This is a genomic window from Aeromonas sp. 82P (assembly GCF_051919365.1).
In the GTDB taxonomy this organism is placed as follows: domain Bacteria; phylum Pseudomonadota; class Gammaproteobacteria; order Enterobacterales; family Aeromonadaceae; genus Aeromonas; species Aeromonas veronii.
Window position 1 is genome coordinate 2,516,600 of record NZ_JBQBEV010000001.1, and the last position, 22,490, is coordinate 2,539,089.

Annotated in this window: 17 protein-coding genes; 11 read left to right on the forward strand and 6 right to left on the reverse strand. The window is 59.3% G+C overall.

Going from position 1 to position 22,490, the window contains the following annotated elements; genetic code table 11:
* Positions 1-2 precede the first annotated feature (2 nt).
* The 3 genes from mukB to ACTG2S_RS11495 all read left to right on the forward strand — a co-directional run bounded on the left by mukB (position 3) and on the right by ACTG2S_RS11495 (position 5,762).
* A complete protein-coding gene (gene mukB, locus ACTG2S_RS11485) occupies positions 3-4,430 on the forward strand; it encodes a chromosome partition protein MukB (RefSeq protein ID WP_274161525.1) in 4,428 nt (1,475 codons plus the stop codon).
* A gap of 259 nt (positions 4,431-4,689) precedes the next feature.
* Positions 4,690-5,076, forward strand: a complete 387-nt coding sequence (locus tag ACTG2S_RS11490; RefSeq protein ID WP_274161526.1) for a septal ring lytic transglycosylase RlpA family protein — start codon at positions 4,690-4,692, stop codon at positions 5,074-5,076.
* Positions 5,077-5,234: 158 nt separating this feature from the next.
* The gene (locus ACTG2S_RS11495; RefSeq protein WP_230599627.1) at positions 5,235-5,762 is read left to right on the forward strand and encodes a DUF6979 family protein; all 528 of its coding nucleotides are present in this window, start codon (positions 5,235-5,237) and stop codon (positions 5,760-5,762) included.
* A gap of 36 nt (positions 5,763-5,798) precedes the next feature.
* Here ACTG2S_RS11495 and ACTG2S_RS11500 read toward each other — a convergent pair whose 3' ends face one another.
* From ACTG2S_RS11500 to ACTG2S_RS11510, 3 genes are all read right to left on the reverse strand, one after another.
* Positions 5,799-6,425, reverse strand: coding sequence for a heme-binding beta-barrel domain-containing protein (locus ACTG2S_RS11500; protein ID WP_274161527.1), 627 nt, complete (start codon positions 6,423-6,425; stop codon positions 5,799-5,801).
* Positions 6,426-6,723: 298 nt separating this feature from the next.
* Positions 6,724-6,927 (reverse strand): hypothetical protein, encoded by a 204-nt coding sequence (locus tag ACTG2S_RS11505; RefSeq protein ID WP_439982535.1) that lies wholly within the window; start codon positions 6,925-6,927, stop codon positions 6,724-6,726.
* A gap of 481 nt (positions 6,928-7,408) precedes the next feature.
* Complete coding sequence (locus tag ACTG2S_RS11510; protein WP_439982538.1) at positions 7,409-8,650, reverse strand: lipase family alpha/beta hydrolase; 1,242 nt, start codon at positions 8,648-8,650, stop codon at positions 7,409-7,411.
* Positions 8,651-8,861: 211 nt separating this feature from the next.
* Here ACTG2S_RS11510 and ACTG2S_RS11515 point away from each other — a divergent pair, with 211 nt between their 5' ends.
* Positions 8,862-9,866 carry a Wadjet anti-phage system protein JetD domain-containing protein gene (locus ACTG2S_RS11515; RefSeq protein WP_274161437.1) on the forward strand — a complete coding sequence of 335 codons (1,005 nt, stop codon included), beginning with the start codon at positions 8,862-8,864 and terminating at the stop codon, positions 9,864-9,866.
* Between the two features lie 41 nt (positions 9,867-9,907).
* Here ACTG2S_RS11515 and ACTG2S_RS11520 read toward each other — a convergent pair whose 3' ends face one another.
* A complete protein-coding gene (locus tag ACTG2S_RS11520) occupies positions 9,908-10,501 on the reverse strand; it encodes a hypothetical protein (protein WP_274161436.1) in 594 nt (197 codons plus the stop codon).
* Positions 10,502-11,113: 612 nt separating this feature from the next.
* Here ACTG2S_RS11520 and ygeW point away from each other — a divergent pair.
* The 7 genes from ygeW to ACTG2S_RS11555 all read left to right on the forward strand — a co-directional run bounded on the left by ygeW (position 11,114) and on the right by ACTG2S_RS11555 (position 19,903).
* The gene (gene ygeW / locus ACTG2S_RS11525) at positions 11,114-12,301 is read left to right on the forward strand and encodes a knotted carbamoyltransferase YgeW (protein ID WP_139426915.1); all 1,188 of its coding nucleotides are present in this window, start codon (positions 11,114-11,116) and stop codon (positions 12,299-12,301) included.
* Positions 12,302-12,438: 137 nt separating this feature from the next.
* Complete coding sequence (gene dpaL / locus ACTG2S_RS11530; RefSeq protein WP_216962945.1) at positions 12,439-13,638, forward strand: diaminopropionate ammonia-lyase; 1,200 nt, start codon at positions 12,439-12,441, stop codon at positions 13,636-13,638.
* A gap of 125 nt (positions 13,639-13,763) precedes the next feature.
* Positions 13,764-14,981 (forward strand): YgeY family selenium metabolism-linked hydrolase, encoded by a 1,218-nt coding sequence (locus ACTG2S_RS11535; RefSeq protein ID WP_216953637.1) that lies wholly within the window; start codon positions 13,764-13,766, stop codon positions 14,979-14,981.
* A gap of 117 nt (positions 14,982-15,098) precedes the next feature.
* Positions 15,099-16,523, forward strand: coding sequence for a dihydropyrimidinase (hydA, locus tag ACTG2S_RS11540; RefSeq protein WP_216953636.1), 1,425 nt, complete (start codon positions 15,099-15,101; stop codon positions 16,521-16,523).
* 95 nt (positions 16,524-16,618) lie between these two features.
* Positions 16,619-17,551, forward strand: a complete 933-nt coding sequence (arcC, locus tag ACTG2S_RS11545) for a carbamate kinase (protein WP_216953635.1) — start codon at positions 16,619-16,621, stop codon at positions 17,549-17,551.
* A gap of 182 nt (positions 17,552-17,733) precedes the next feature.
* Complete coding sequence (locus tag ACTG2S_RS11550; RefSeq protein WP_439982541.1) at positions 17,734-18,657, forward strand: DMT family transporter; 924 nt, start codon at positions 17,734-17,736, stop codon at positions 18,655-18,657.
* Positions 18,658-18,817: 160 nt separating this feature from the next.
* Positions 18,818-19,903, forward strand: a complete 1,086-nt coding sequence (locus tag ACTG2S_RS11555; RefSeq protein ID WP_421312402.1) for a calcium/sodium antiporter — start codon at positions 18,818-18,820, stop codon at positions 19,901-19,903.
* Between the two features lie 119 nt (positions 19,904-20,022).
* Here the strand turns inward: ACTG2S_RS11555 and yqeB are convergent, their stop codons facing one another.
* Entirely contained in the window at positions 20,023-21,615 is a 1,593-nt protein-coding gene (gene yqeB / locus ACTG2S_RS11560; RefSeq protein WP_439982542.1) for a selenium-dependent molybdenum cofactor biosynthesis protein YqeB, read from the reverse strand.
* A complete protein-coding gene (gene yqeC / locus ACTG2S_RS11565; RefSeq protein WP_274161427.1) occupies positions 21,612-22,490 on the reverse strand; it encodes a selenium cofactor biosynthesis protein YqeC in 879 nt (292 codons plus the stop codon). The genes yqeB and yqeC overlap by 4 nt, the downstream gene beginning before the upstream one ends.

Sequence of the window (22,490 nt, forward strand, 5' to 3'; positions counted from 1 at the left end):
CGGTGCGAGGCAAGTTCAAATCCCTGACCATGGTCAACTGGAACGGCTTCTTTGCCCGGACCTTCGATCTCGACCAGCTGGTTACCACCCTTTCCGGCGGCAACGGCGCGGGCAAGTCCACTACCATGGCGGCCTTTATCGCGGCGCTCATCCCCGACCAGTCACTGCTCCATTTCCGCAATACCACGGAAGCGGGATCGAGCAGCGCCTCCCGTGACAAGGGGCTCTACGGCAAACTGCAGCGCGGTCACTGCTACTCCCTGCTGGAAGTGATGAATAGCCGCGAACAGCGGATCTGGGTCGGCGTGCACCTCGAGCAGGTGGCCAACCGCGACAACAAGGTCAACATCACTCCGTTTGCGCTGGTGGATGTGCCGGAAAATCTGGCACCGACCGATCTGCTGCTGGAGAAGCTCGATGGCGGCAAGGGGCGGGTACGCGCCTTTACCGATCTGAAAGGGGCGGCCGCCGAGCTGGGAGCGCTGAAAGTCGCCAAATTCAATACGGTGACCGACTATCACAACTTCATGTTCGAGTTCGGCATCACCCCGAAGAAGCTGCGCGATCAAAAAGATCGCGGCAAGTTCTATCGCCTGATCGAGGCATCCCTCTACGGCGGCATCTCCTCGTCCATCAGCCGTTCCCTGCGCGAATACCTGCTGCCGGAGAACTCCGGGGTGCGCAAGGCGTTTGCGGATATGGAGGCGGCCATCTATGAAAACCGCCGCACGCTGGAAGCGATTAAGGAGACCCAGGGTCAGCGGGATCTGTTCAAGAACCTGATCACCGAGACCACCCACTATGTGGCCGCTGACTATGTGCGCAACGCCGCCGAGAAGAGCCGTCTCTCCGAGCTGGCTCTCAAGGCGCGCCAGGAGCTGGCCGACAAGCGCCGCATTCTGGCCGAAGAGAAGCAGCGCGCCATCTATCTGGCCGACGAGGTGGAGCAGCTCACCAACCGCGAAAAATTGCTGACCGACGAGCTGGAGTCTGCCTCCGAGCATCTGGCAAAGGTGATGGCTGCGGTTTCCCTGCAGAAGAAGATCGAGATGTACCGCGCCGATCTGGCTGATCTCTCTGACAAACTCGAACAGCAGCAAGCGGTGGTGGAAGAGATCCACGGCCAGCTGCTGGAAGTGGAAGAGCGTAAGGAGCTGGCGCAGGCCGAGGTAGACAGCCTCAAGACCCAGCTGGCCGACTACCAGCAGGCGCTCGATATCCAGCAGACCCGCGCCATCCAGTACCGTCAGGCGGTGCAGGCCCTCGATGCTGCCCGCGAGCAGTGCGAGCTGCCGGGGCTGACCGCCGAACAGGCGAGCGACACCCTGCACCAGTTCCGCGCCGCCGAGCAGAGCCTCACCAGCCGGGTGCTGGGGGCCGAGCAGCAATTGGCACTGGCCAAGGCGGCGGTGGCCGAGCACGAAGCGGCGCTGGCGCTGCTTTTGAGCATCGCCCCCGAGACAGTGCGCGAGGCCGCCTGGCCCACCGCGCAGGCGCTGCTCAAGCGTCACATTGAAGAGAAGGCTCGCATTGCCCAGGGGCAGGGGCTGCGCGCTGCGCTGGCTCGCCTCGAGAAAGAGAGCGAAAGCCAGAAGAGTCTCTTCAAGTTGCGTGACGAGCTGCAGCAGGCCTCCGGCCAGCTGATTGCCAGCAGCGATGAGCTGGAGATCTTCCTCGAAACCCAACGCACCCGTCAGGAGGAGCTCTCCGAGCAGCAGGCGGAGGTGAACCAGCGCCGCGCCAGCCTCGAGCATCAGGGCACCCAGCTCGGCCGTGATATTGCGGAGCTGACCAAGCTGGCTCCGCGCTGGCTCAAATCCTTTGAAAAACTCGAGCAGCTGCGCGAGCAGAGCGGTCTGCCGCTGACTACCGCCGAAGAGCTTTCGGCCGGTATGCAGACAGTGCTCGACAAGGAGCGCGAGTTCGAGCAGGAGAGCAATCGCATCGCAGCGCAGAAACAGGCGCTGGAGCTGCAAATTCGCAACCTGCAGCTGGGGGCTGGCGAGGCGGATCCCCGTCTTGCCCGCATTGCCGAGCAGGTAGGGGGCGTGCTGCTCTCCGACGTCTATGACGATATCTCCATCGACGATGCCCCTTACTACTCCGCGCTCTACGGCCCGGCTCGCAGCGCCCTGGTGGTGCTCGACCTTGAAGGCGCCATCGAGCGGCTGAAAAAGCTGGAAGATTGCCCGGAAGATATCTACCTGATTCAGGGCAACCCCGACTCCTTTGACGAGGATCTGGTGGAAGCGGACGAGCTGGGGGACGCCGTGCTGGTGCGCACCAGCAAGCGTCAGGTGCGCTTCTCCCGCTATCCCGAGCTGCCGCTGTTTGGCCGCGCAGCCCGGGAAAAACGGATCGAGCAGCTCGACCTTGAACGCGAAGGGCTGATCGAGGGTTACGCCAAGGCCGCCTTCGAGCAGCAGAAGTACCACCGTCTCTACGGCCACTTCCGCGACTTTATCGGCCAGCATCTGGATATCGCCTTCCGCCCCGACCCCGAAGCCGAAGTGCAGGCCAAACAGGCCGAGCTGCGCGCGCTGCAAGGTGCCATCGGTGAGTGCGACAAGCAGCTGAGTGATGCCAAAGCGGCCGCTGCCCAGCTGACTCGCCATATCCAGCTGGTGCAGGGGATGCTGCCCTTTGCCCACCTGTTTGCCGAGACTGATCTGGCGGCCCGCCTCGAGGCGGCTCATGCCGATGTGGAAGCCCTGAAACAGGCCGAAGCCTTTATCGCCAAACACGGCAAATCGCTGGAAAAACTGGAAACCATGGTGCAGGTGCTGCGTCAGGATCCGCAGGATCTTGCGGCGCTGCAGGCGGCTTACGATGAGGTGAGCGACCTGCTGGCCGAGCAGAAGCGCCGTTGCTATGCCCTCGATCAGCTGGTGGCCCGTCTGCCGCACTTTGCCTATCAGGATGCGCAAGACCTGCTGGGCAAGGCCTCCGAGATGAGCGAGCGACTCAAAGAGAAGCTGAAAGCGGCCGAGCTTGCGGCACGCACCGCTGGCGAGCAGCACAAGCAGATTGCCCAGCGCCACACCGAGGCGTTGCAACTGCGTACCGCCCTCAACTCCAGCGTCGAGGCCAAGCGCCAGACCCTGACTGAGTTCGAGCAGGAGCTGGCGGCCATGGGCCTGACCCTCTCTGACGATATGGAAGAGAAGGCGCGCGCCCACAAGAAAGAGATCGAAGAGCTGCTGATCCGCACCCGTTCCCGTCGCACCAGCGCCGAGGCCCAGTTGCAGGTAACCAAGCGCGAGATCGAATCCCTTGGCGGTCGTCTCAAGCTGGAAGGCAAGGATTACTACAGCGCCCGTAAATCTCTGGTGGGTCACAAGGCGAGCTGGTCACGGGTGGTGCGTCTGGCGCGGGAGACCGATGTCGAGAAGCGCCTCAACAAGCGTGAACTGGCCTACCTCGACAGCGACGAGCTGCGCTCCATGTCGGACAAGGCCCTCGGCGCTCTGCGGGTGGCGGTGGCCCACGACGAGGCCCTGCGCGATGCACTGCGACTGTCGGAGGGCAACCGCAGCACCGAGCAGAAGGTGGCCTTCTACGTGCAGGTCTACCGTTACCTCAAGGATCGCATCCGCAACGACATCATCCGCTCCGATGATCCGGTCGAAGCGATCGAGGAGATGGAGATCGAGCTGGCGCGTCTCGCTGACGAGCTCAAGCAGCGGGAAACCCATCTGTCGCTCTCCTCCCACGAGGTGGCGGCCAAGATCACCAACATCATCCGCCGCGAGCAGAACCGCATCCGGGTACTCAACCAGGGCTTGCAGAACATCGCCTTCGGTCTGGTGCGCGGGGTGCGCCTCAACGTCAATATCCGCGAGGCCCACACCCGACTGCTGACGGCGCTGGCCGACCAAACCGCCATGCACAACGATCTGTTTGCAGACAAGGAGCTCAGCTTCTCCGAGGCGATGGCCAAGCTGTTCCAGCGCTTGAATCCGCAGATCGAGCAGGGGGATCGCAGCTATCAGGTGATGGGCGACGTGCTGCTCGACTATCGCAACTATCTGGAGCTGGAGATCGAGGTGCAGCGCGGGGCCGATGGCTGGCTGCGTGCCGAGAGCGGTGCGCTCTCTACCGGCGAGGCGATCGGTACCGGTCAGGCCATCCTGCTGATGGTGCTGATCAGCTGGGAGGAGGAGTCCCGCCGTCTGCGCGGCAAGGATATAGCCCCGTGCCGCTTGCTGTTCCTCGACGAAGCGGCCCGTCTGGATGGCAAATCCATCGCCACCCTGTTCGAGCTGTGCGAGCGGCAGGATATGCAGCTGCTTATCGCGGCGCCGGAGAACATCAGCCCCGAGAAGGGCACCACCTACAAGCTCATCCGCAAGGTGCAGGGCAAGCACGAGCATGTGCATGTGGTGGGTCTGCGCGGCTTCGGCTTTAGCGATGACAAGCTGATTGCCTGAGAGGTCTCTGGCCCATCCCGATACGGGATGACCGGTAAATAGGTTAAAGGGAGGCATTTGCCTCCCTTTTTACATGGAAGATATGGCACAGTAGCCGCACCGTCGCTGCGGCCTGACAGCAAGGCGAGTAACATGGTGAGTGCCTTGGAGCTATGGCAAGGTGAGGGCTCCCGCCTGCAAGTGTGTCGCCAGCATTATCGGTTGAATCGAAGAGTAAAAAGTGCGCATAGCGAAAAGAAGAAGAGAGGAGAGGGGAAAGGTGCAACATATCCAGAAAGGGCTGCTGTTATCTCTTTGCCTGCTGCTGGCGGCCTGTAGCAGCCGTTATGACGAGAGCCACGGCGGCAGCTGGCGCGGCTATAGCGAGACCGGTTACGCCAGCTATTATGCCGACCGCTATCATGGCAAAAAGACTGCCAGCGGCGAGATCTATCGCAACAACCTCAATAGCGCCGCCCATATGGAATTGCCCTTTGGCGCCATGGTGCGGGTCACCAACCTCGCCAACGGCAAGAGCGTAGTGGTCAAGGTCAATGACCGCGGCGCCTTTAAAAAAGGGCGTATTATCGATCTCTCCAAATCTGCCTTTAGCGCCATCGGCAATATTCGCGACGGGATTATCAAAGTAAAAATAGAGGTGCTCTAGGCTGGGTGAACCCGTTTATACACGAAAATGGATGTTGATGAATGATATTGGAAGGCTGACATCGACCAGTCAGCCTTTCGGTAGATAAAGATATAACATTGACATGGATCAATATTTAATTCAGCTAAAAATGGATTTGTTATCAATGGAAAAAATCGATGATCGTGATTGATATTTATTTTAGCTTATCTCGCCTGTTCGGCCTTACTATGGGGCAAACGGAGGGATTAGTGATGATTATCTATGGTAAATATGGTGGTGCAGCGCTGAGAGCTGTTCATCTGATGGTGCAGAATAATTATGGGCATGCCACCGCCTGGGATATGGCTATTGCTGAAGCATTTGGTGGTGATATCAGTACAGGAAAATTCAAAAATAATCCAAAGGTAACTTTTTTGACTCTTTGCAGTCTTGGTTGTATCAGTTGCATCATGCCAGTTCATTATGTAGCTGCGACCAAAACCAGAGCATATGTGTTGGCTGCCATTGATTTATTGTCACACAAGGATATTACCAAACCGATTAATCCCGAGCAGTTATGGCTGGAGGTGATCTCGGCCTGTAAGAGCGGCAAGGTTGTGAAGCATAACAATCAGATGGATGTCATTCTGACACTCTGGTATGCCGGTGTGCTCAATCCCGAGTGGGATAGGGATGCCATCAGGATAGACTATCGACGAATATAAAAAAGCCAAGGTAATGAATACCTTGGCTATGAAACATCAATTGGTTCTGGTCAGGGATGCACTATCGGAGTGTGCGAATGGCTTGCCATACACCATCAGGTTGGTGGTTTGACCGTATTTGAGGAGATCTTTCTCTGAGAAGTCCAGAGTCATCGAGAAATCCGTGGTGGAATCATTAATGGTCATATAATTGCTTTCCGCAATACCGCGCTTGCCCGTCTTGAACTCGATTTTGTTACCCGCTTTGCCTTCAGTGACCACACAGACTGCACGAGGTATACAGTATGAGTTGTAAACAAGCTGATTGGTCTTGTCATAAATCAGATAACCGCGTTGGTCATGAAATTTTCCATTATCACTTTTTCTGAATACTTCCTGCTTGTAATACATGGCTACCAGATATTGTTCGCTGGCATTTTTAGCATCGGCAGCCGGTTCAAAAGTAATGACTTCGTAAAAGGGTTCAACTGCCGGCCCCCCTTTGCCAACTTTGCTACCCTCCTGGCCGGGTGCTACATCTACACCACCAGCATCGGTGCTTTTCCATGTGCCAGCCAACTGAGCTAATGGACCAAAATCCAGACCGTTGATAATAGTGCTGGACTCTGCGTGAGCGAGCGTGGCACAGGTAATTAATGCTATGGGTAAGATAACTTTATTCATTGTGATAACTCCATCACTAATAATGGCTTGCGAATAAATATGTTCAGCAAAGTAATTGTTATAACGGACCAAGGATGTGGTCAATGATATTGAGTGATGGTGGTTCATTTTTGTGAGGTATGATTTGCTTTTTCGTGGCTAAATAAATTGAATTTGATATAAGACAATGTTGTATTTTTTCATCGCGCTTCCTCAGATACATCGTGATAGAGATAAAGGAACATTGACATGATGCGATGATTATTATGTCAACAGCGTGAATATTTCACTCAGCCCCATCAATTGAAGGCGATAGCCACTAACTCTGCGGCACCCTGACCCCTTTATCGAGATAGAGGCTACTGTAGTTGGCCCTGTGGGTGACAAACATCACCTGATGGCGGCTGCCGTCGGAGAGGATAATAAAATCCACCGCCTGGGCGGGGCTCTGCAAGGTGATCTCCTGCTCGGGGGCGGTCAGGCGATCGACATCTTCCTTGAAGGTGAGGGTGTAAGAGTACATATGGCGCTCCACTACTGGCTCATATCAAACACTCCGTTGAAGGTAGTTGCTGGCATGGGCGCGCGCGGCGTCCGATTGGCGCTGTTAGACCAAATATCAGTGATGAGAACGTGCGTGGCTTCAGTCGGGTTGTTCTGCTGAGGGGCGCTTGAGGCGTTTACATCAGGGTCATTGGTATCAAAAGCGATGGGAAAGGGGCGAAAAGGAGGATGAAAAAACCGCCTATTGGCGGTTTTTCTTATGCAATGGGCCCTACTTCAAGGCCTTCTTCAGCTTCTTGATCTTGCCTTCATGCTTGGCAATTTTCTCAAGACGAGCGGCGATCTTCTTCTTGATCTCTTTCTTGCTTGCTTTGGCCATCGGTGGCGCTCCTTTGCAGTGGGGACACATGAGGTGTCAGTGTGGGTCTTCCCTTTGACGTCCCAGAGTGCCACAGGGCTCCTTTGTGAACCAGCATTCTGTTGCTTTAATAGCCAGCTCGCTATAACTGCAAGGGGCTGAGCCAGCGCAGCAGTTGCTGGCCAACCTGCGGGTTGCCGAGCAGGGCCATATGGCTGGTGCGATAGACAATCAGGGTATGGGCAGGAAGAAAAGCCAGCTGATGGTGCGCTTCGTTGTGCTGACCGAGGGCGCTGCGTAGCGGCACCAGTCCATCGCCAATCAGCCGGTCGGCCAGCAGGCTGCGCTTGGCGGCAGTGGTCGCGGCAATGGCATAGCAGTTGACGCCACAGGGCAAGGGGAGTGGCGAGCGAGGATCCTGTGAGGGGACGGCGGGATCCGGCCGTGCAACGGTATCGCTCACCTTGCCGTGGCGCAGATCCTTGATGCCAGCACTGCGCAGCCGCGCCAGTCTGACGAAGGGCTCGCTGTAGGCGGTGGCGGGCAGCAACTGCTCCAGCCAGTGACCGGCGTGTTCGAGCGGCGCGCCGTGGTGTGGCGTGCCAATAAAGATCATATTGGCAAGGTGCACAGGCCAGGTGAGCCCGGCCTGGCTGGCATGGTGGCAGGCGCTGCGGGCAACCAGTCCGCCCATGCTGTAGCCCATTATCGTTATCTCTTTGAGCTCTCCCGGCCAGTGGGCGAACAGCTGCTCCAGCAACAGGGCAAGTTGCTGCCCGTTTTGTGCAATGGGCAGGCCCGAGTTGTAGCGCAGGTAAAGAGGCTGATAGCCAAGCGCGTTGGCAAGTTGCTCTCCGTGATTGACCGGCTTGCCTTGATGCTCGGTCTGCCACTGCAGATCGTTCATGCAGAGGCCATGGATCATCAGCAGCGCCCGTCCCTCACGGGGTAGATCCTTTGGCATCGCCTGCCAATCGAGGGGCTTGCCCTGATAGCGCAGGGTCATGGGGGTGGCGAGAGCATTGTGGTGTTCGACCAGCTTGTCCCCCAACACGCAGTTGAGCGTGGCGATCAGGGCCGCACGTTTCGGGGTTTCGGGGATCTGGTGGGGCGGCGGAGTGGCTGGCAGGCGGCTGAGCAGATGGTTGATGCCGCTGCCCAGGGTGTTGGCGCCGCCATGTACCCCCTTGTAGACCAGCCCGGTGATCCCGGCTGTTTTTCCCTCATCCCGTCCCTTGAGCCCCATACCGCTCAGTACCGCCTGATGTACCGCTTCGGTGATCTCTACCGCGGCGGGCAGCGCCAGAATCAGCAGGTGCGCCAGCTCGCGGATATCCGAAAGATGCCAGGAAGAGGATGGCGAGGGGTCTGTGGCGTCGGTCATGGCAAGCCCTTGTGAAAGCGGGTGTCGCGTTGTCGTGCCGCGAAGAGCGCAGCGTATCTCTATATCAAACCAGCTTGCGCCCTTTGTAGCGGGTTTACCAGTACGGGCCATGCATGGCGGGGCTGATAAGAACCGCTTGCGAAGCCGGTCACGGTAATGACAGGGAAAATCACCTCTACTTCGTCATATGAAGCCACATGGAGAGGTGAGGATGTCGCTGTTTAATGAGGTGCGGGTACAGGATTTGTGTGCACGGTTGCTCGATAGCCAGAACGAGAAGGGCTGCTCCCTTGAGAGTCGGCATGGCCGCGAGTTGAAGGATCTGTTGCAGGCAGTAGCCGGGATCAAGCCGGTTGGCCGAGGTGCTCATTATGTGTTGACCGACGCGGGGCGGACTTATCTGACCGGACAACTGGCACGGGCAGAGCCCCCCGAACCGGACAAGCGTAAGCAGCTGCAACGTCTGGGAGTGAGTTTGCCTGCGCGGCTCAATCAGGCCTGCTTTTATGCCCTCTGGCATGGGGACAGCAAGCATCCGCGATCAGCCCCCCTTACAGCGCCACAGCTTGCGAACTTGTCGCTCACGCAGGATGAGGTGATCCGCATCCGTACCCTCGAACCGCTCTCACTGGTCGATCGGCAGGGTCAGCAGCACGATATGACGGCAATGATGGCGCTGCTGGGGGAATTGGCGTTGCCGGAGCGGACTCTGGGCACGCTGGCTGCCATCGGCTGGCAAGGGGTGCGGGTCATTACGGTGGAGAACAAGGGGGCCTTTGTCGACTACCCGCTGCAACCTGGGCAACTGCTGCTTTTTGCCCCCGGTCGCAATACCACCCTGGCCAAGCAGCTGATCCCGCTGCTGCCTGCGGGCGTGCAGTGGGCACATTTTGGCGATCTCGATCAACGGGGTATCGATATTGCCGTCGAGCTGGCGCGTGAACTAAATCGACCGGCCATGCTCTGGCTTCCCTGTGAGTTGCAACCTTACCTGGATCACTACGCCCGTCCGGTGCGCACCTTTGCGACGGACAGTGGCAAGGTGCCCTGGCGTGTGACGACGCAGGCTGATCAGGTCGATGATCATGGCTCGCCGGCAGGCGTTCCCTGGCTCGATAAACTGATCACAGACGGGACTTGGCTGGAACAGGAGGTATTAATTCTGGCCCCTCACTGGCGGAGCTGGTCATTGGAAGAGATAGGCAATCAGGTGTGAAACGGGGAGCCCGCGCTCCTCGTCATTTCGTGGTCAGCTGCTTACTTGGCGTTGATGGGCCCCTTGGTGCCGGCATCATTATCGACCCAGCCATCTTCACCCTTGATGCGGCGATCCCCCTGAATGGTGTAGATGATCATGCCATCCTTGAACACCAGCGCGCCATCGGATTTCTTGGCATTGACCTTCTTGTCGTTGACCCACACCTGATCCTTGCCATCGATGCGGATATTGGCCACGGTGGCGCCGGTTTGGGGGAAGGTGGCGATCCAGTTGCCCGTATAGGGGCTGCCGCTGGTTGCCGCGGCCGGAGCATTGCCAACACCGGCAGCCGCGTTCTCAGCCTTGGTTTTGTTGATATCGCAGCCATTGAGCTCGCTCACCTGAGTGCAACCCGAGCGCTCCAGCTTCTGCTCATAGCTCAGATTCAGACCGCCCTCCGCGGCCGGGGCGGCCGTGCCAAATCCCGCCTTGGCATTTTCCGCTTTGGTTTTGTGAATGTCACAGCCCTGCGCCTCGGTAACCTGGGTGCAGCCGGATCGCTCCAGTTGCTCGGCATATTTGGCGCTGATGGCGTGGGCAGGGGCGATCCCGAGCAGGGTCAGGGTGATGAGCAGAGCGGCATTCCTGGACATAGATAATCCCTCAAAGATGTAAGTCATGCAGGTTCTTCCGCGCAGTTGCGGTCGTGAACGTCGGCCTCTTCTGAGCATCCGAGACAGATGCGCAGCTGGCGTATTCACGTTAGCACCTTGGGCCAACCGCGCCCAGCAATGTGGCCGGAAGATAAGGCGAGAGGCGATACGGGCGGGGAGTGCAAGGGAGGTTAAATGGCAGTGACACTTCTGCAGAAGAGGTCGTAACAAAAGAGCAAGTCACTGCACAGCATTATCATAATGATAACGGCAACCCCGCTGGTATCATTTCAGCCCCTGAAACTGACCTTTGATGATAATTCTCACCGGCGCAGGGATATTGCCTCTTATTATTATCACCTTACTATTTTATGGCCTGGCTGATCCGCTCACCTTTTTATTGAATAAACCGCTTAAATAGCCGCTGATTTTGTGGGTGGCATCACACACTTTCGCCATTTATTAATATCTGCCTGCATTTTATTGGTTTGGCACGGTTATTGATTGCCTCATATCGACGCTAACCGACGCGCTCACCCACAACCGGGATGCTGGTGACATCGTGAGTGAAAGGGGAGCTATCCATATCTCATCCAATGATTGGGGCGAACGATGAAAGCAGTTAACGAATTAATCAAAGAGATCAGAGCACTCAAATCCAACCTGCATGAAAAAGATTTTCTGCTGACCTGGGAGCAAACCCCTCAGGAGCTGGAGCTGGTATTGAAACTGGCCGAATCACTCAAGACCCTGCGCGCCGAAAATATCTGCACCAAACTGTTTAACAGCGGGCTCGGTATCTCGGTTTTCCGCGATAACTCCACCCGAACCCGCTTCTCTTACGCCTCTGCCCTGAACCTGCTCGGTCTGGCCCAGCAGGATCTGGATGAGGGCAAATCCCAGATCGCCCATGGCGAAACCGTCCGTGAAACGGCCAATATGATCTCCTTCTGCGCCGATGCCATCGGCATCCGTGACGACATGTTCCTCGGTGCCGGTAACGCCTATATGCGCGAAGTGGGCGCCGCACTGGATGAAGGGTTCGAGAAGGGAGTGCTGCCCCAGCGTCCGGCGCTGGTCAACCTGCAGTGCGACATTGATCATCCGACCCAGTCCATGGCTGATCTCGCCTGGTTGCAGGAGCACTTCGGCAGCCTGGAAAACCTCAAGGGCAAGAAGATTGCGATGACCTGGGCTTACTCCCCCAGCTACGGCAAGCCGCTCTCCGTGCCGCAGGGCATCATCGGCCTGATGACCCGTTTTGGGATGGACGTGACCCTGGCCCACCCGGAAGGCTATGACCTGATCCCGGACGTGATCGAAGTGGCCAAGGAGAATGCCAAGGCATCCGGTGGCAGCTTCCGCCAGGTCACCTCCATGGAAGAGGCGTTCAAGGATGCAGATATCGTCTATCCCAAGTCCTGGGCTCCCTACAAGGTAATGGAGCAGCGCACCGAGTTGCTGCGTGCCAATGACCACGCTGGCCTCAAAGATCTGGAGAAACACTGTTTGGAGCAGAACGCCAAGCACAAGGATTGGCACTGCACCGAGGAGATGATGAAGCTGACCAAGGGGGGCGAAGCGCTCTATATGCACTGCCTGCCCGCCGATATTTCCGGTGTCTCCTGCAAAGAGGGCGAAGTAACCGAAGGGGTATTCGAGAAATACCGTATCGCCACTTACAAAGAGGCGAGCTGGAAGCCCTATATTATCGCCGCCATGATCATGGCCCGTAAATTCTCCGCCCCGGCAGAAACCCTGGAAAATCTGATTAAAGAGGCGCAAAAGCGGGTGAAATAAATAACGGCAGGGCAGGGTGAATATTCATCCTGCCCACGCTGTCGAATCCATTATTTCGAGTTTTCTCCCCGTGGTATCTGAATAACGGATCTCTCGGCGAGGCAGCTCTTTGTCAGGTAACGCCTAGTGAGGTAAGCATGTCCCAATTTTCTTTGAAGATGGATATTGCCGATAACCGCTTTTTTACCGCCGAGCCATCTCCGCTGTTTTCTCGCGCCGAAGCACAAAAGGCTCGCGCTTTTCATAAAAAACTGGCCGGTTATGAGCCGACCCCCTTGTGCGACCTGAAAGATCTGGCCGCCTATATCGGGGTGAAAAATATATTGGTCAAGGACGAGTCAAAGCGCTTTGGCCTCAATGCCTTCAAGATGCTGGGTGGCGTTTATGCCATCGCCAACCTGCTCTGTGAGAAATACGGGGTGGCCATCGAGGATTTCTCCTTCGATCTCATCAAACGCACCATCAAGGAGCCGATGACCTTCGCCACCACCACAGATGGCAACCACGGTCGCGGCGTTGCCTGGGCCGCCAAACAGGTGGGTCAGCATGCGGTGGTCTACATGCCCAAGGGCTCCGCCCAGGAGCGGGTTGACCACATCCTCAACCTCGGTGCCGAGTGCATCGTCACCGACATGAACTATGACGACACCGTGCGCCTGACCATGAAGATGGCCGAAGAGCGCGGCTGGCACATAGTGCAGGACACCGCCTGGGAGGGTTACACCAAGATCCCGACCTGGATCATGCAGGGTTACTCCACTCTGGCCGACGAAGCGGTCGAGCAGATGCAGGATATGGGCATCAAGCAGCCGACCCATGTGCTGCTGCAGGCCGGGGTCGGGGCGCTGGCGGGCGGGGTGCTCGGTTATCTGGTGGACTGCTTCGGGGCGAAAAACCTGCACAGTATCGTGGTCGAGCCGGATCAGGCCGACTGCATCTACCGCTCCGGCGTGGCGGGGGAGATGGTCAACGTGGGGGGCGATATGCGCACCATCATGGCCGGTCTTGCCTGCGGCGAACCCAATCCCCTCGGTTGGCCATTGCTCAGAAGCTGCACCACCCAGTTTATCTCCTGCCACGACAAGGTGTCGGCGCTGGGGATGAGAGTGCTCGGCAACCCTCTTGGCAATGATCCGCGCATCATCTCCGGCGAATCCGGCTCGGTCGGTACAGGCGTGCTGGCGGCAGTGCGTCACCACCCGGATTGCGCGGCGCTGATGGCGCGTCTCGGGCTGGATAGCAACTCGGTCGTGCTGATCATCAACACCGAAGGGGACACCGATGTGAAGCACTACCGGGAAGTGGTGTGGGAAGGCAAGCATCCTGCCTGCGACTAACTCTCCCGCCAGAGCAGAGACACGAATTGAAGCATTGATCGCGCCTCGCCAATGGGGTGCGGTAACGGGCACAGGGCGCTGCCGACGAACAGGCCGCGCACTCTCAGTTGTTATGGAGAATCACAATGAGCAAGCAAATTCCGTTTGAAATGGTGTTGGAGAAGGCCTACCAGTACAAGGCCGAGATGAGTCAGTTCCTGCGCGATATGATCGCCATCCCGAGCGAGAGCTGCGATGAAGAGCGCGTCGTGCTGCGCATCAAGCAGGAGATGGAGAAGGTTGGTTTCGACAAGGTCGAGATTGACCCCATGGGTAACGTGCTGGGTTATATCGGCCACGGCCCGCACCTGATCGCCATGGATGCCCACATCGATACCGTCGGTGTCGGCAACCGCGCCAACTGGACCTTTGACCCCTATGAGGGGATGGAAGATCACGAGATCATCGGTGGCCGCGGCGCCTCCGATCAGGAAGGGGGCATGGCCTCCATGGTCTACGCGGGCAAGATCATCAAGGATCTGGGGTTGGAAGATCAGTACACCCTGCTGGTGACCGGTACCGTGCAGGAGGAGGACTGCGATGGCCTCTGCTGGCAGTACATCATCGAGCAGAGCAAGATCCGCCCCGAGTTCGTGGTCAGTACCGAACCCACCGACTGCCAGATCTACCGTGGCCAGCGTGGTCGCATGGAGATCCGTGTGGAAGTGCAGGGGGTGAGCTGCCACGGCTCTGCGCCGGAGCGCGGTGACAACGCCATCTTCAAGATGGGCCCGATCTTGGGCGAATTGCAGGAGCTCAGCCACAACCTCGGTCATGACGACTTCCTCGGCAAGGGCACCCTGACCGTCTCCGAGATCTTCTTCACTTCACCAAGCCGCTGCGCCGTAGCGGATAGCTGCGCCGTCTCCATCGACCGCCGCCTCACCTGGGGCGAGACCTGGCAAGGTGCGCTCGACGAGATCCGCGCGCTGCCTGCGGTGAAAGCCGCCGGTGCCGAGGTCTCCATGTACCAGTACGACCGTCCGGCCTATACCGGTCTGGTCTACCCGACCGAGTGCTACTTCCCGACCTGGAAGGTGGAAGAGGATCACATCACGGTCAAAACCCTCTCCAAGGCGTACACCCAGCTGTTCAACAAGGCGCCGGTGGTGGACAAGTGGACCTTCTCGACCAACGGGGTCTCCATCATGGGTCGTCACGGCATCCCGGTCATCGGCTTTGGCCCGGGCAAAGAGCCGGAGGCCCACGCCCCGAACGAGAAAACCTGGAAGGAGCATCTGGTCAAGTGCGCCGCCATGTACGCGGTGATCCCCATGCTCTATCTGGCCGAGCTGGACAAGTAAGGGGACTGCCGGGCGGTGACTCTCATCACCGCCCGGCTGTTGCTGTGTGGCCAGTGCCCCGTCTTTCGCAGGCGGGGCCTTGCTGTTTGACGCGAGCTGATGTGCGAGGTGGTGAGGATGAAACGGCTGATCAAACACGGTGTGCTGGTCGATGCGCAGGGTGAATATCGTCAGGATCTGCTGATCGAGAACGGGGTGATCCTTGAGCGCGCCGCCGATATCCAGCCCGATGGCGAGACCGACGTGATCGATGCCAGCGGCTGCTACGTGATGCCGGGCGGTATCGATGTCCACACCCACTTCAACATTGATGCCGGGATTGCCCGCAGTTGCGATGACTTTTTCAGCGGTACCCGTGCCGCCGCCTGTGGTGGCACCACCACCATCGTCGATCACATGGGATTTGGCCCGGCGGGGTGCAACCTGCATCACCAGCTGGCCCGCTATCACGATTACGCCGTCGATCAGGCGGTGATCGACTACAGCTTTCACGGCGTGATCCAGCATGTGGATGACGCCATCCTCCACGAGATGGCCACCATGGTGCAGGAGGAGGGGATCAGCAGCTTCAAGCTCTATCTTACCTACCAGTACAAGCTGGGGGACCACGACGTGCTGCGCGCCCTGGCCCGCCTCAAAGAGGTGGGGGCGCTTGCCACCGTTCACCCCGAGAACGACGCCGCCATTGCGGCGCGCCGGGCTGCTCTGCTGGCCGCCGGCCATTGTGAGCCCTGGTATCACCCGCAAAGCCGCCCGCTGCAGTGCGAGGCGGAGGCCATCGCCCGGATGATCAATCTGGCGGGGCTCGCGGGCAATGCGCCGCTCTATATCGTCCATCTCTCCAACGGCTTGGGGCTGGAGTATCTGAAACTGGCGCGCCGTCAGGGCCAGCCGGTCTGGGTAGAGACCTGCCCGCAATATCTGCTGCTCGATGAGCAGTGTTATTACAAGGAGAACGGGGTCGACTTCCTGCTGAGCCCGCCGCTGCGCTCGCGCTGTGAGCAGGACAAGCTGTGGGTCGGCATCGCAGCTGGTGACATCGACACGGTGGCGACCGATCACTGCAACTTCTCCCACGCCCAGCGCATGACCTTGTCAGGTGGCGATTTCAGCCGCTGCCCCAACGGCTTGCCTGGGGTCGAAAACCGGATGCTGCTGCTGTTTGCCCACGGGGTGCTGGGGGGGCGCATCTCGCCATCACGCTTTGTAGCTCTCACCAGCGCCAACCCGGCGCGCCTGTTTGGCCTCTGGCCGCGCAAGGGCAACCTGCAACCGGGGGCTGACGCCGATCTGGTGATCATGGATCCCCGTGGTGACACCCTGATTTCCCATCAACAGTTGCACGACAACGGCGACTACAGCCCCTACGAGGGGATGCATTGCCCCGGCCGGATCAGGCTGACCCTGAGTCGCGGCGAGATAGTGGCCCGCGATGGCGAGTTTCTGGGGCGCCGTGGTCACGGCCGCTTTCTGGCCAGAGCGCCCTTTGACCCGGCCTTGGCGCCGGATCTGCACTGGCCTTGCCCCGCGGTGGCAGGCTGACAATCCGTTCGAAACACGCAGAGCAGCAAGGTTATGTGAACAACGAAAGGTGGGCCGGTATCGCGCCGGCTTGTCCCATCACTGGAGATAACAAGATGAAACAGAGAATCGTACTGGCCCTTGGCGGCAATGCGCTGGGCAACAACCTGCCCGAGCAGATGAAAGCGGTGCAGAGCACGGCGGGCACCATTGCCGACCTGATCGCCCAGGGGCACGAGGTGGTGGTGACCCACGGCAACGGCCCGCAGGTGGGAATGATCCAGCAGGCGTTCGAGGTGGCGGCCCGTCATGACTCCAAGGCGCCCCATCTGCCCATGTCGGTCTGCGTGGCCCTGAGTCAGGGTTATATCGGTTATGACCTGCAAAACGCCCTGCGCGAGGCCTTGCTGGCGCGTGGTATTCACAAGCCGGTTGCCACTTTGGTGACCCAGGTGGAGGTGGATAAAAACGATCCCGCCTTCCTCGACCCGAGCAAACCCATCGGCGGTTTCTTCAGCAAGGAGGAGGCCGAAGCATTGATGGCCAAGGGGGAGCGGCTCAAAGAGGATGCCGGTCGCGGCTATCGCCGGGTAGTGGCATCCCCCAAACCCGTCGACATCATCGAGAAAGAGACCGTCTCTGCCATGCTGGCTGCCGGTCAGGTGGTGATCACCGTCGGGGGCGGCGGCATTCCGGTGCTGCGCGAGGGCAATCACCTGCGCGGCGCCAGCGCAGTGATCGACAAGGATTGGGCCAGTGCCAAGCTGGCGGAGCTTATCGACGCCGACATGCTGATCATCCTCACGGCGGTAGAAAAAGTAGCCATCAACTTCGGCAAGCCCGAGGTGCAGTGGCTCGATACCCTGAGCGTGGCCGATGCCAACAGCTTTATCGCACAGGGGCAGTTTGCCAAGGGATCCATGTTGCCCAAGGTGGAGGCGGCGCTCTCGTTTGCGACATCCCTGCCGGGGCGCAAATCCCTCATCACCCTGCTGGAGAAGGCGGCGGACGGCATTGCCGGCAAGACCGGCACCCTGATCAGCTTGTAGCCTCGTCTTTGATGGTTGCAAACAGGGGGCCCAAGGCCCCCTTTCTGTTGGCCGGTGTCAGGGATTGGCAGAGGGGAAGCATGGGCCGGCCAGCTCTTATCCACGGTGGGCAGGGGGGCGGCAGAGGTGTAAGATGGCGCCCCGAATGGCGGACGTATCGACCGCAGCAACAAGGCAGCATAATGAATAGCAAGTTGAACATGGCGGCGTTGGGGGGGTTGGTCCTGCTCACCGCCATCTGGAGTTACAGCTGGATCGTGATGAAGCAGGTGATGCTCTACGCGGGGGCCTTCGAGTTCACCGCCCTGCGCTGCCTGTGCGGATCTCTGGTTCTGCTGCTGGTATTGGCCCTGCGCGGGCGCCGTTATCTCAAACCCACCCCGTTTCGCTATACCCTCGCCATCGCTCTGTTCCAGACCTGCGGCATGGTGGGGTTGGCCCAGTGGGCTCTGATCAGCGGCGGGGCGGGCAAGGTGGCCATTCTGAGCTATACCATGCCGTTCTGGGTGGTGATCTTCGCTGCGCTCTTTCTCGGCGAGCGGATGCGCAAGCTGCACTATCTGGCGGTCGGGGTGGCCGCCTGCGGCCTGCTGCTGGTGATCGAGCCCTGGCAACTGCACCTCGATTCCATGAAGAGCGCGCTGCTGGGCATTGCCTCCGGCATCTGCTGGGGGATCAGCGCCATCATCGCCAAGCGGATGTATGCCCGCCACCCCGCGGTGGATCTGATGTCCCTCACCACCTGGCAGATGATCTACGCCACCCTGGTGATGGCCGTGGTGGCCGCGCTGGTGCCGGAGCGTCCCATCGACTGGCAGCCCTACGTGATGGGGGCGCTGGCCTATAGCGCTATTTTTGCCACCGCCATTGCCTGGAGTCTCTGGCTGTTTGTGCTGAAAAAACTGCCGGCCGGGATCGCCAGCCTCAGCACCCTGGCGGTGCCGGTGAGCGGCGTGCTGCTCTCCTGGTGGCTGCTCGGGGAAAACCCGGGGCCGGTGGAGGGGAGCGGTATCGCCCTTATCGTGCTGGCATTGTTGGTGATCAGTCGCAAGGGCAAGCGTTCCGTGGTGTCAGTGGCGGGGGAAACCCGTATCAAGCACGGTTGAGTGGTGACTGGGCTGCCAGTGGCACGATAAACGGCACTCAAAAGAGCCAGCGACAGGGGACCAGCCCCTCGTTACAATGGCGTGGTCTGACTGTGCTGGAGCACAGGTATCTGATTTATTGTGATTATTTCAACGAACCTAACGGCAAGGATGAGACCGTATGATGACGCTGGTGTGGTTGGCTGTAGGCCTGGTGTGTCTGGTGGTGGGGGCCGAATCTCTGGTGCGGGGCGCATCTCGCCTCGCCACCATGATGGGGATATCGCCACTGGTGGTGGGATTGACCATAGTGGCCTTTGGGACCAGTGCTCCCGAGCTGGCGGTGAGCATCCAGTCTGGCCTCGAGGGGCAGGCAGGGATAGCGGTGGGGAACGTGGTCGGCAGCAATATCTTCAACGTGCTGTTTATTTTAGGTGTTTCGGCACTGATCGTACCGTTGACCGTCTCACAGCAACTGGTACGTCTCGACGTTCCCTTGATGATAGTGGTCTCTTTTCTGGTGTTGTTGCTGGGCTACGATGGCCGTATTGCGCCACTGGAAGGGGCGCTGCTGTTTGCCGGCATCATCGCCTACACCGTGTTTCTCTTTGTCCAGAGTCGACGGGAAAACAAAGCGGTGCAGGCGGAGTACGAGCAGGAGTTTGGTACCCGTGAAGCGAGTACGGCGGGCAACTGGTTGCGCAATCTGCTCTTTATTGCCGCAGGTCTGGGTCTGCTGATCCTCGGCTCCCGTCTGCTGGTTGGCAGTGCGGTTGAGATTGCCCACTACTTCGGGGTGAGCGATCTGATCATCGGCTTGACCATAGTGGCGGCCGGTACCTCCTTGCCCGAAGTGGTGACCTCCATCGTCGCAGCCCTGCGCGGGGAGCGGGATATCGCTGTGGGGAACGTGGTGGGCAGCAATATCTTCAATATCCTCTGCGTGCTGGGGCTCACCTCCATCGTCACTCCCGGTGGGCTTGAAGTGTCGGCCACCGCCCTTCAGTTCGATATTCCGGTAATGATTGCGGTGGCGCTTGCCTGCCTGCCCATCTTCTTTACCGGTTACACCATCGCCCGCTGGGAAGGGGCGCTGTTTCTGGCCTACTACATCGGCTACACCTGCTGGCTGATCCTCCACGCCACATCCAGTCCGCTGCAAGGTCAGTTCAGTGCAGCGCTAACCGGTTTTGTGTTGCCGCTCACCGCCATCACTCTGGTTGTGCTGGCGGTGCGAGCCTGGCGATTGCAACGAACCCGGTCGTGATGCAGGTTCTCCTGATGTAAAGGCTCTGCATCAACCGACAGGCGGAAAAAAGCCCCACCATCATGGTGGGGCTTTTGCTTGGTGCTGAACTTGGTGCTGAAGAGGGACGCGAAGAGCCGTTATCTGCGCTGGGCCAGATGCATCATGGCTTCCAGCACGGCGCCGCCGATGGCGCGAGCCTTGTCCGATACCGTAGTGGCATCGGCCCGCTCGCCTCTGGGGTCGATGTCACCGATCTTGAAGCCGACGGTGACCTCGATGCCATCGCTGAGCAGACCTCGTACCATGCCGGAGAGCGGCGCGATAATAGGGGCGTCACCCACATGGGCGATCACATCCCCCTCCTGCACCAGATCACCGAGCTTGATAATGCTCTTCATCACCCCGGCGACAGGGGCGCGCACCACCCGGCGGGCGGAGTGCCCCTCGATCACCCCGGGAATGCCGGTATTGGGCTGGGCAGGGCCCTGATAGATAACCCGGCCCAGATGGTGGCCGCGGTTGGTCTCAATGACCGCATCGCAGTCGCGCCCCGCCTCAAACCCCGGGCCAAGGGCCACCGTAATGGGGGCTATCTCCTTGTGGGTGCCGAGATTCTGCTTGGCGAGGATGGCATCCACCAGATAGCGGGGCTTGAGCTCGGCGAGGGTGGCACAGTCGGGGTCAACCAGTAGCGGAATGACGCCCCGATCCAGCTGCTCGAACGCCTGCTCGACGCTCTCGACCCGCTTGGCGCGCACTCCCTCGACACTGGTTTCGCCGTCGAACATCCCCTGGGCGAAGGCGACGGTGCGGCGGATCACCGTGGGTTTGTCGAGATCCAGCATCACCACCTTGAAACCTGCATTGTGCAGCCGCAGCGCGACGCCGGTAGCGATATCGCCGGAGCCGCGCATCACCACCAGCTGATCCCGCTTGAGGCGAACATCGTCCTGCATCAGCCCACCCGATTTGCCGTTTTTCACCTGCAGCAGCTCGGCGAGGATGCTGATGGCGATCTCCTCGGGGGTTTCGGCACCTATGTTGTAGCCGATGGGGGCGTGCAGCTGCTGCAGTTGCTCCTGGCTCACCCCTTGCTGGCGCAGCGCCTGGGTGAAGGTCTGCACCTTGCGCTTGCTGGCGAGCAGCCCCAGATAGGCGAGGGGGCGATTGATGAGCCGCTCCAGCGCCTCCTTGTCCTGATGGTTGGTGGCGATGATGACGAAGTTGGCGGGCTCGATGGCCAGCGCCTCGATCACCGCGCTGATGGTATCAGCCTGTTTGAGGTGAGTGCCGACGGGGAAGTGATCGGGATTGAGGCTCCCTTCAAAACAGTCGCCCACATGGATATCAAAACCCAGCGGTGCGGCGGCATGGGCCAGCGCCCGGTTGACGTGACCGGCGCCGATCAGTACCAGACGGGGGCGCAGGCCATAGACATCGATATAGACCGACATGGCGCCGCCACAATCCGACCCGACCGCATGTTCGCCGTTGCGGGCCATCCGGCCGTGGAAGATGCGCGGCTTGCGCTCGGCAATGGCGGCCATCGCTTCCTCGATCACCAGCCGCTCGATCATGCCGCCGCCGATGGTGCCGAGGATCTGGCCATCGGCCATCACCAGCATCTGGGCCTGATGGCGGGGGGTGGATCCACGGCTCTCGATGATCTGGGCCATGGCAAAGGGAGTGTTCTCCTGTTCCAGTCGGGCTGCGTGTGCAAACAGATTCATAAGGTACCTCTTCTTATCCTTAAACCATCAGGGCGAGGCGGTTGTGCCTCATCCTGAGCGAAGTAACCGAGTGCGAGGCGAATGGGCTGAGGTTCGCGAACCGCCCCCTGCCAGATGGCATGGATCTCGGGGTGGCGGCTATGCAGCTTTATCAATTCATCGAGCCACGACGCCTCATTTTGATAATCCCCATTGATAAACCAGATCCGGCGCGCCCTGGCCGGGGTGCCCTTGAACAGCCCCCCGGGGTGGGAGAGCAGATGGTGAAACAGGGCCCAGTCGAGGGGGTCACCGGCCTCTATCCCGCACAGGGCCTGAAGCTCTGCCCAGCGGTGGATCTGCTGCGGGTCGGCCTTGGCCCCCACCATGGCGCCTCCTGTCAGGGCGATCACCCAATCACTGCTCTGGGGAATGCAAGGTTCGTGCAAAGCTGGCACTTTCAATAACTTGTGATTGGCGCCATCCGCTTCGACCAGGATCAGATCGAAGCGCTGCTGCCCCTTGATGAGATCAATCTGCTGGGGCGTGGGGCCCGCCACCTTTCCGGTGCGCTCGTCGAGATGGCTGAACAGGGCAACCAGCGCCGGGCCATCCGGTAGCGCCTGACAGCGGGTAAGTTGACGAACGGGATCCGTCTCGATAATCAATTCCCGATAGTGTGACGGGGCAGGCAGAAACATCCGGGTGGTGGTGGTAATTAGCACCCTTTTACCCTGTTGATAAAAATATTCCGCCAGCCAGAACAGGGTGCTGGTTTTTCCACCGGCCCCGCAGAGGCTAATTAAGGTGGTATGGCTATCAATATTTTTGGTGAGCGAGTTTAATAGCGGTTCTATATCTGGAAATGCGACAGCAACAGCGTGTGGGTGCGACAT

Coding starts and splice junctions, on each gene's coding strand:
- ACTG2S_RS11495 (WP_230599627.1), top strand. CDS start 5,235: ATGATCGTGATTGATATTTATTTTAGCTTATCTCGCCTGTTCGGCCTT.
- ACTG2S_RS11500 (WP_274161527.1), bottom strand. CDS start 6,425: ATGAATAAAGTTATCTTACCCATAGCATTAATTACCTGTGCCACGCTC.
- ACTG2S_RS11505 (WP_439982535.1), bottom strand. CDS start 6,927: ATGTACTCTTACACCCTCACCTTCAAGGAAGATGTCGATCGCCTGACC.
- ACTG2S_RS11510 (WP_439982538.1), bottom strand. CDS start 8,650: ATGACCGACGCCACAGACCCCTCGCCATCCTCTTCCTGGCATCTTTCG.
- ACTG2S_RS11515 (WP_274161437.1), top strand. CDS start 8,862: ATGTCGCTGTTTAATGAGGTGCGGGTACAGGATTTGTGTGCACGGTTG.
- ACTG2S_RS11520 (WP_274161436.1), bottom strand. CDS start 10,501: ATGTCCAGGAATGCCGCTCTGCTCATCACCCTGACCCTGCTCGGGATC.
- ygeW (WP_139426915.1), top strand. CDS start 11,114: ATGAAAGCAGTTAACGAATTAATCAAAGAGATCAGAGCACTCAAATCC.
- dpaL (WP_216962945.1), top strand. CDS start 12,439: ATGTCCCAATTTTCTTTGAAGATGGATATTGCCGATAACCGCTTTTTT.
- ACTG2S_RS11535 (WP_216953637.1), top strand. CDS start 13,764: ATGAGCAAGCAAATTCCGTTTGAAATGGTGTTGGAGAAGGCCTACCAG.
- hydA (WP_216953636.1), top strand. CDS start 15,099: ATGAAACGGCTGATCAAACACGGTGTGCTGGTCGATGCGCAGGGTGAA.
- arcC (WP_216953635.1), top strand. CDS start 16,619: ATGAAACAGAGAATCGTACTGGCCCTTGGCGGCAATGCGCTGGGCAAC.
- ACTG2S_RS11550 (WP_439982541.1), top strand. CDS start 17,734: ATGAATAGCAAGTTGAACATGGCGGCGTTGGGGGGGTTGGTCCTGCTC.
- ACTG2S_RS11555 (WP_421312402.1), top strand. CDS start 18,818: ATGATGACGCTGGTGTGGTTGGCTGTAGGCCTGGTGTGTCTGGTGGTG.
- yqeB (WP_439982542.1), bottom strand. CDS start 21,615: ATGAATCTGTTTGCACACGCAGCCCGACTGGAACAGGAGAACACTCCC.
- yqeC (WP_274161427.1), bottom strand. CDS start 22,490: ATGTCGCACCCACACGCTGTTGCTGTCGCATTTCCAGATATAGAACCG.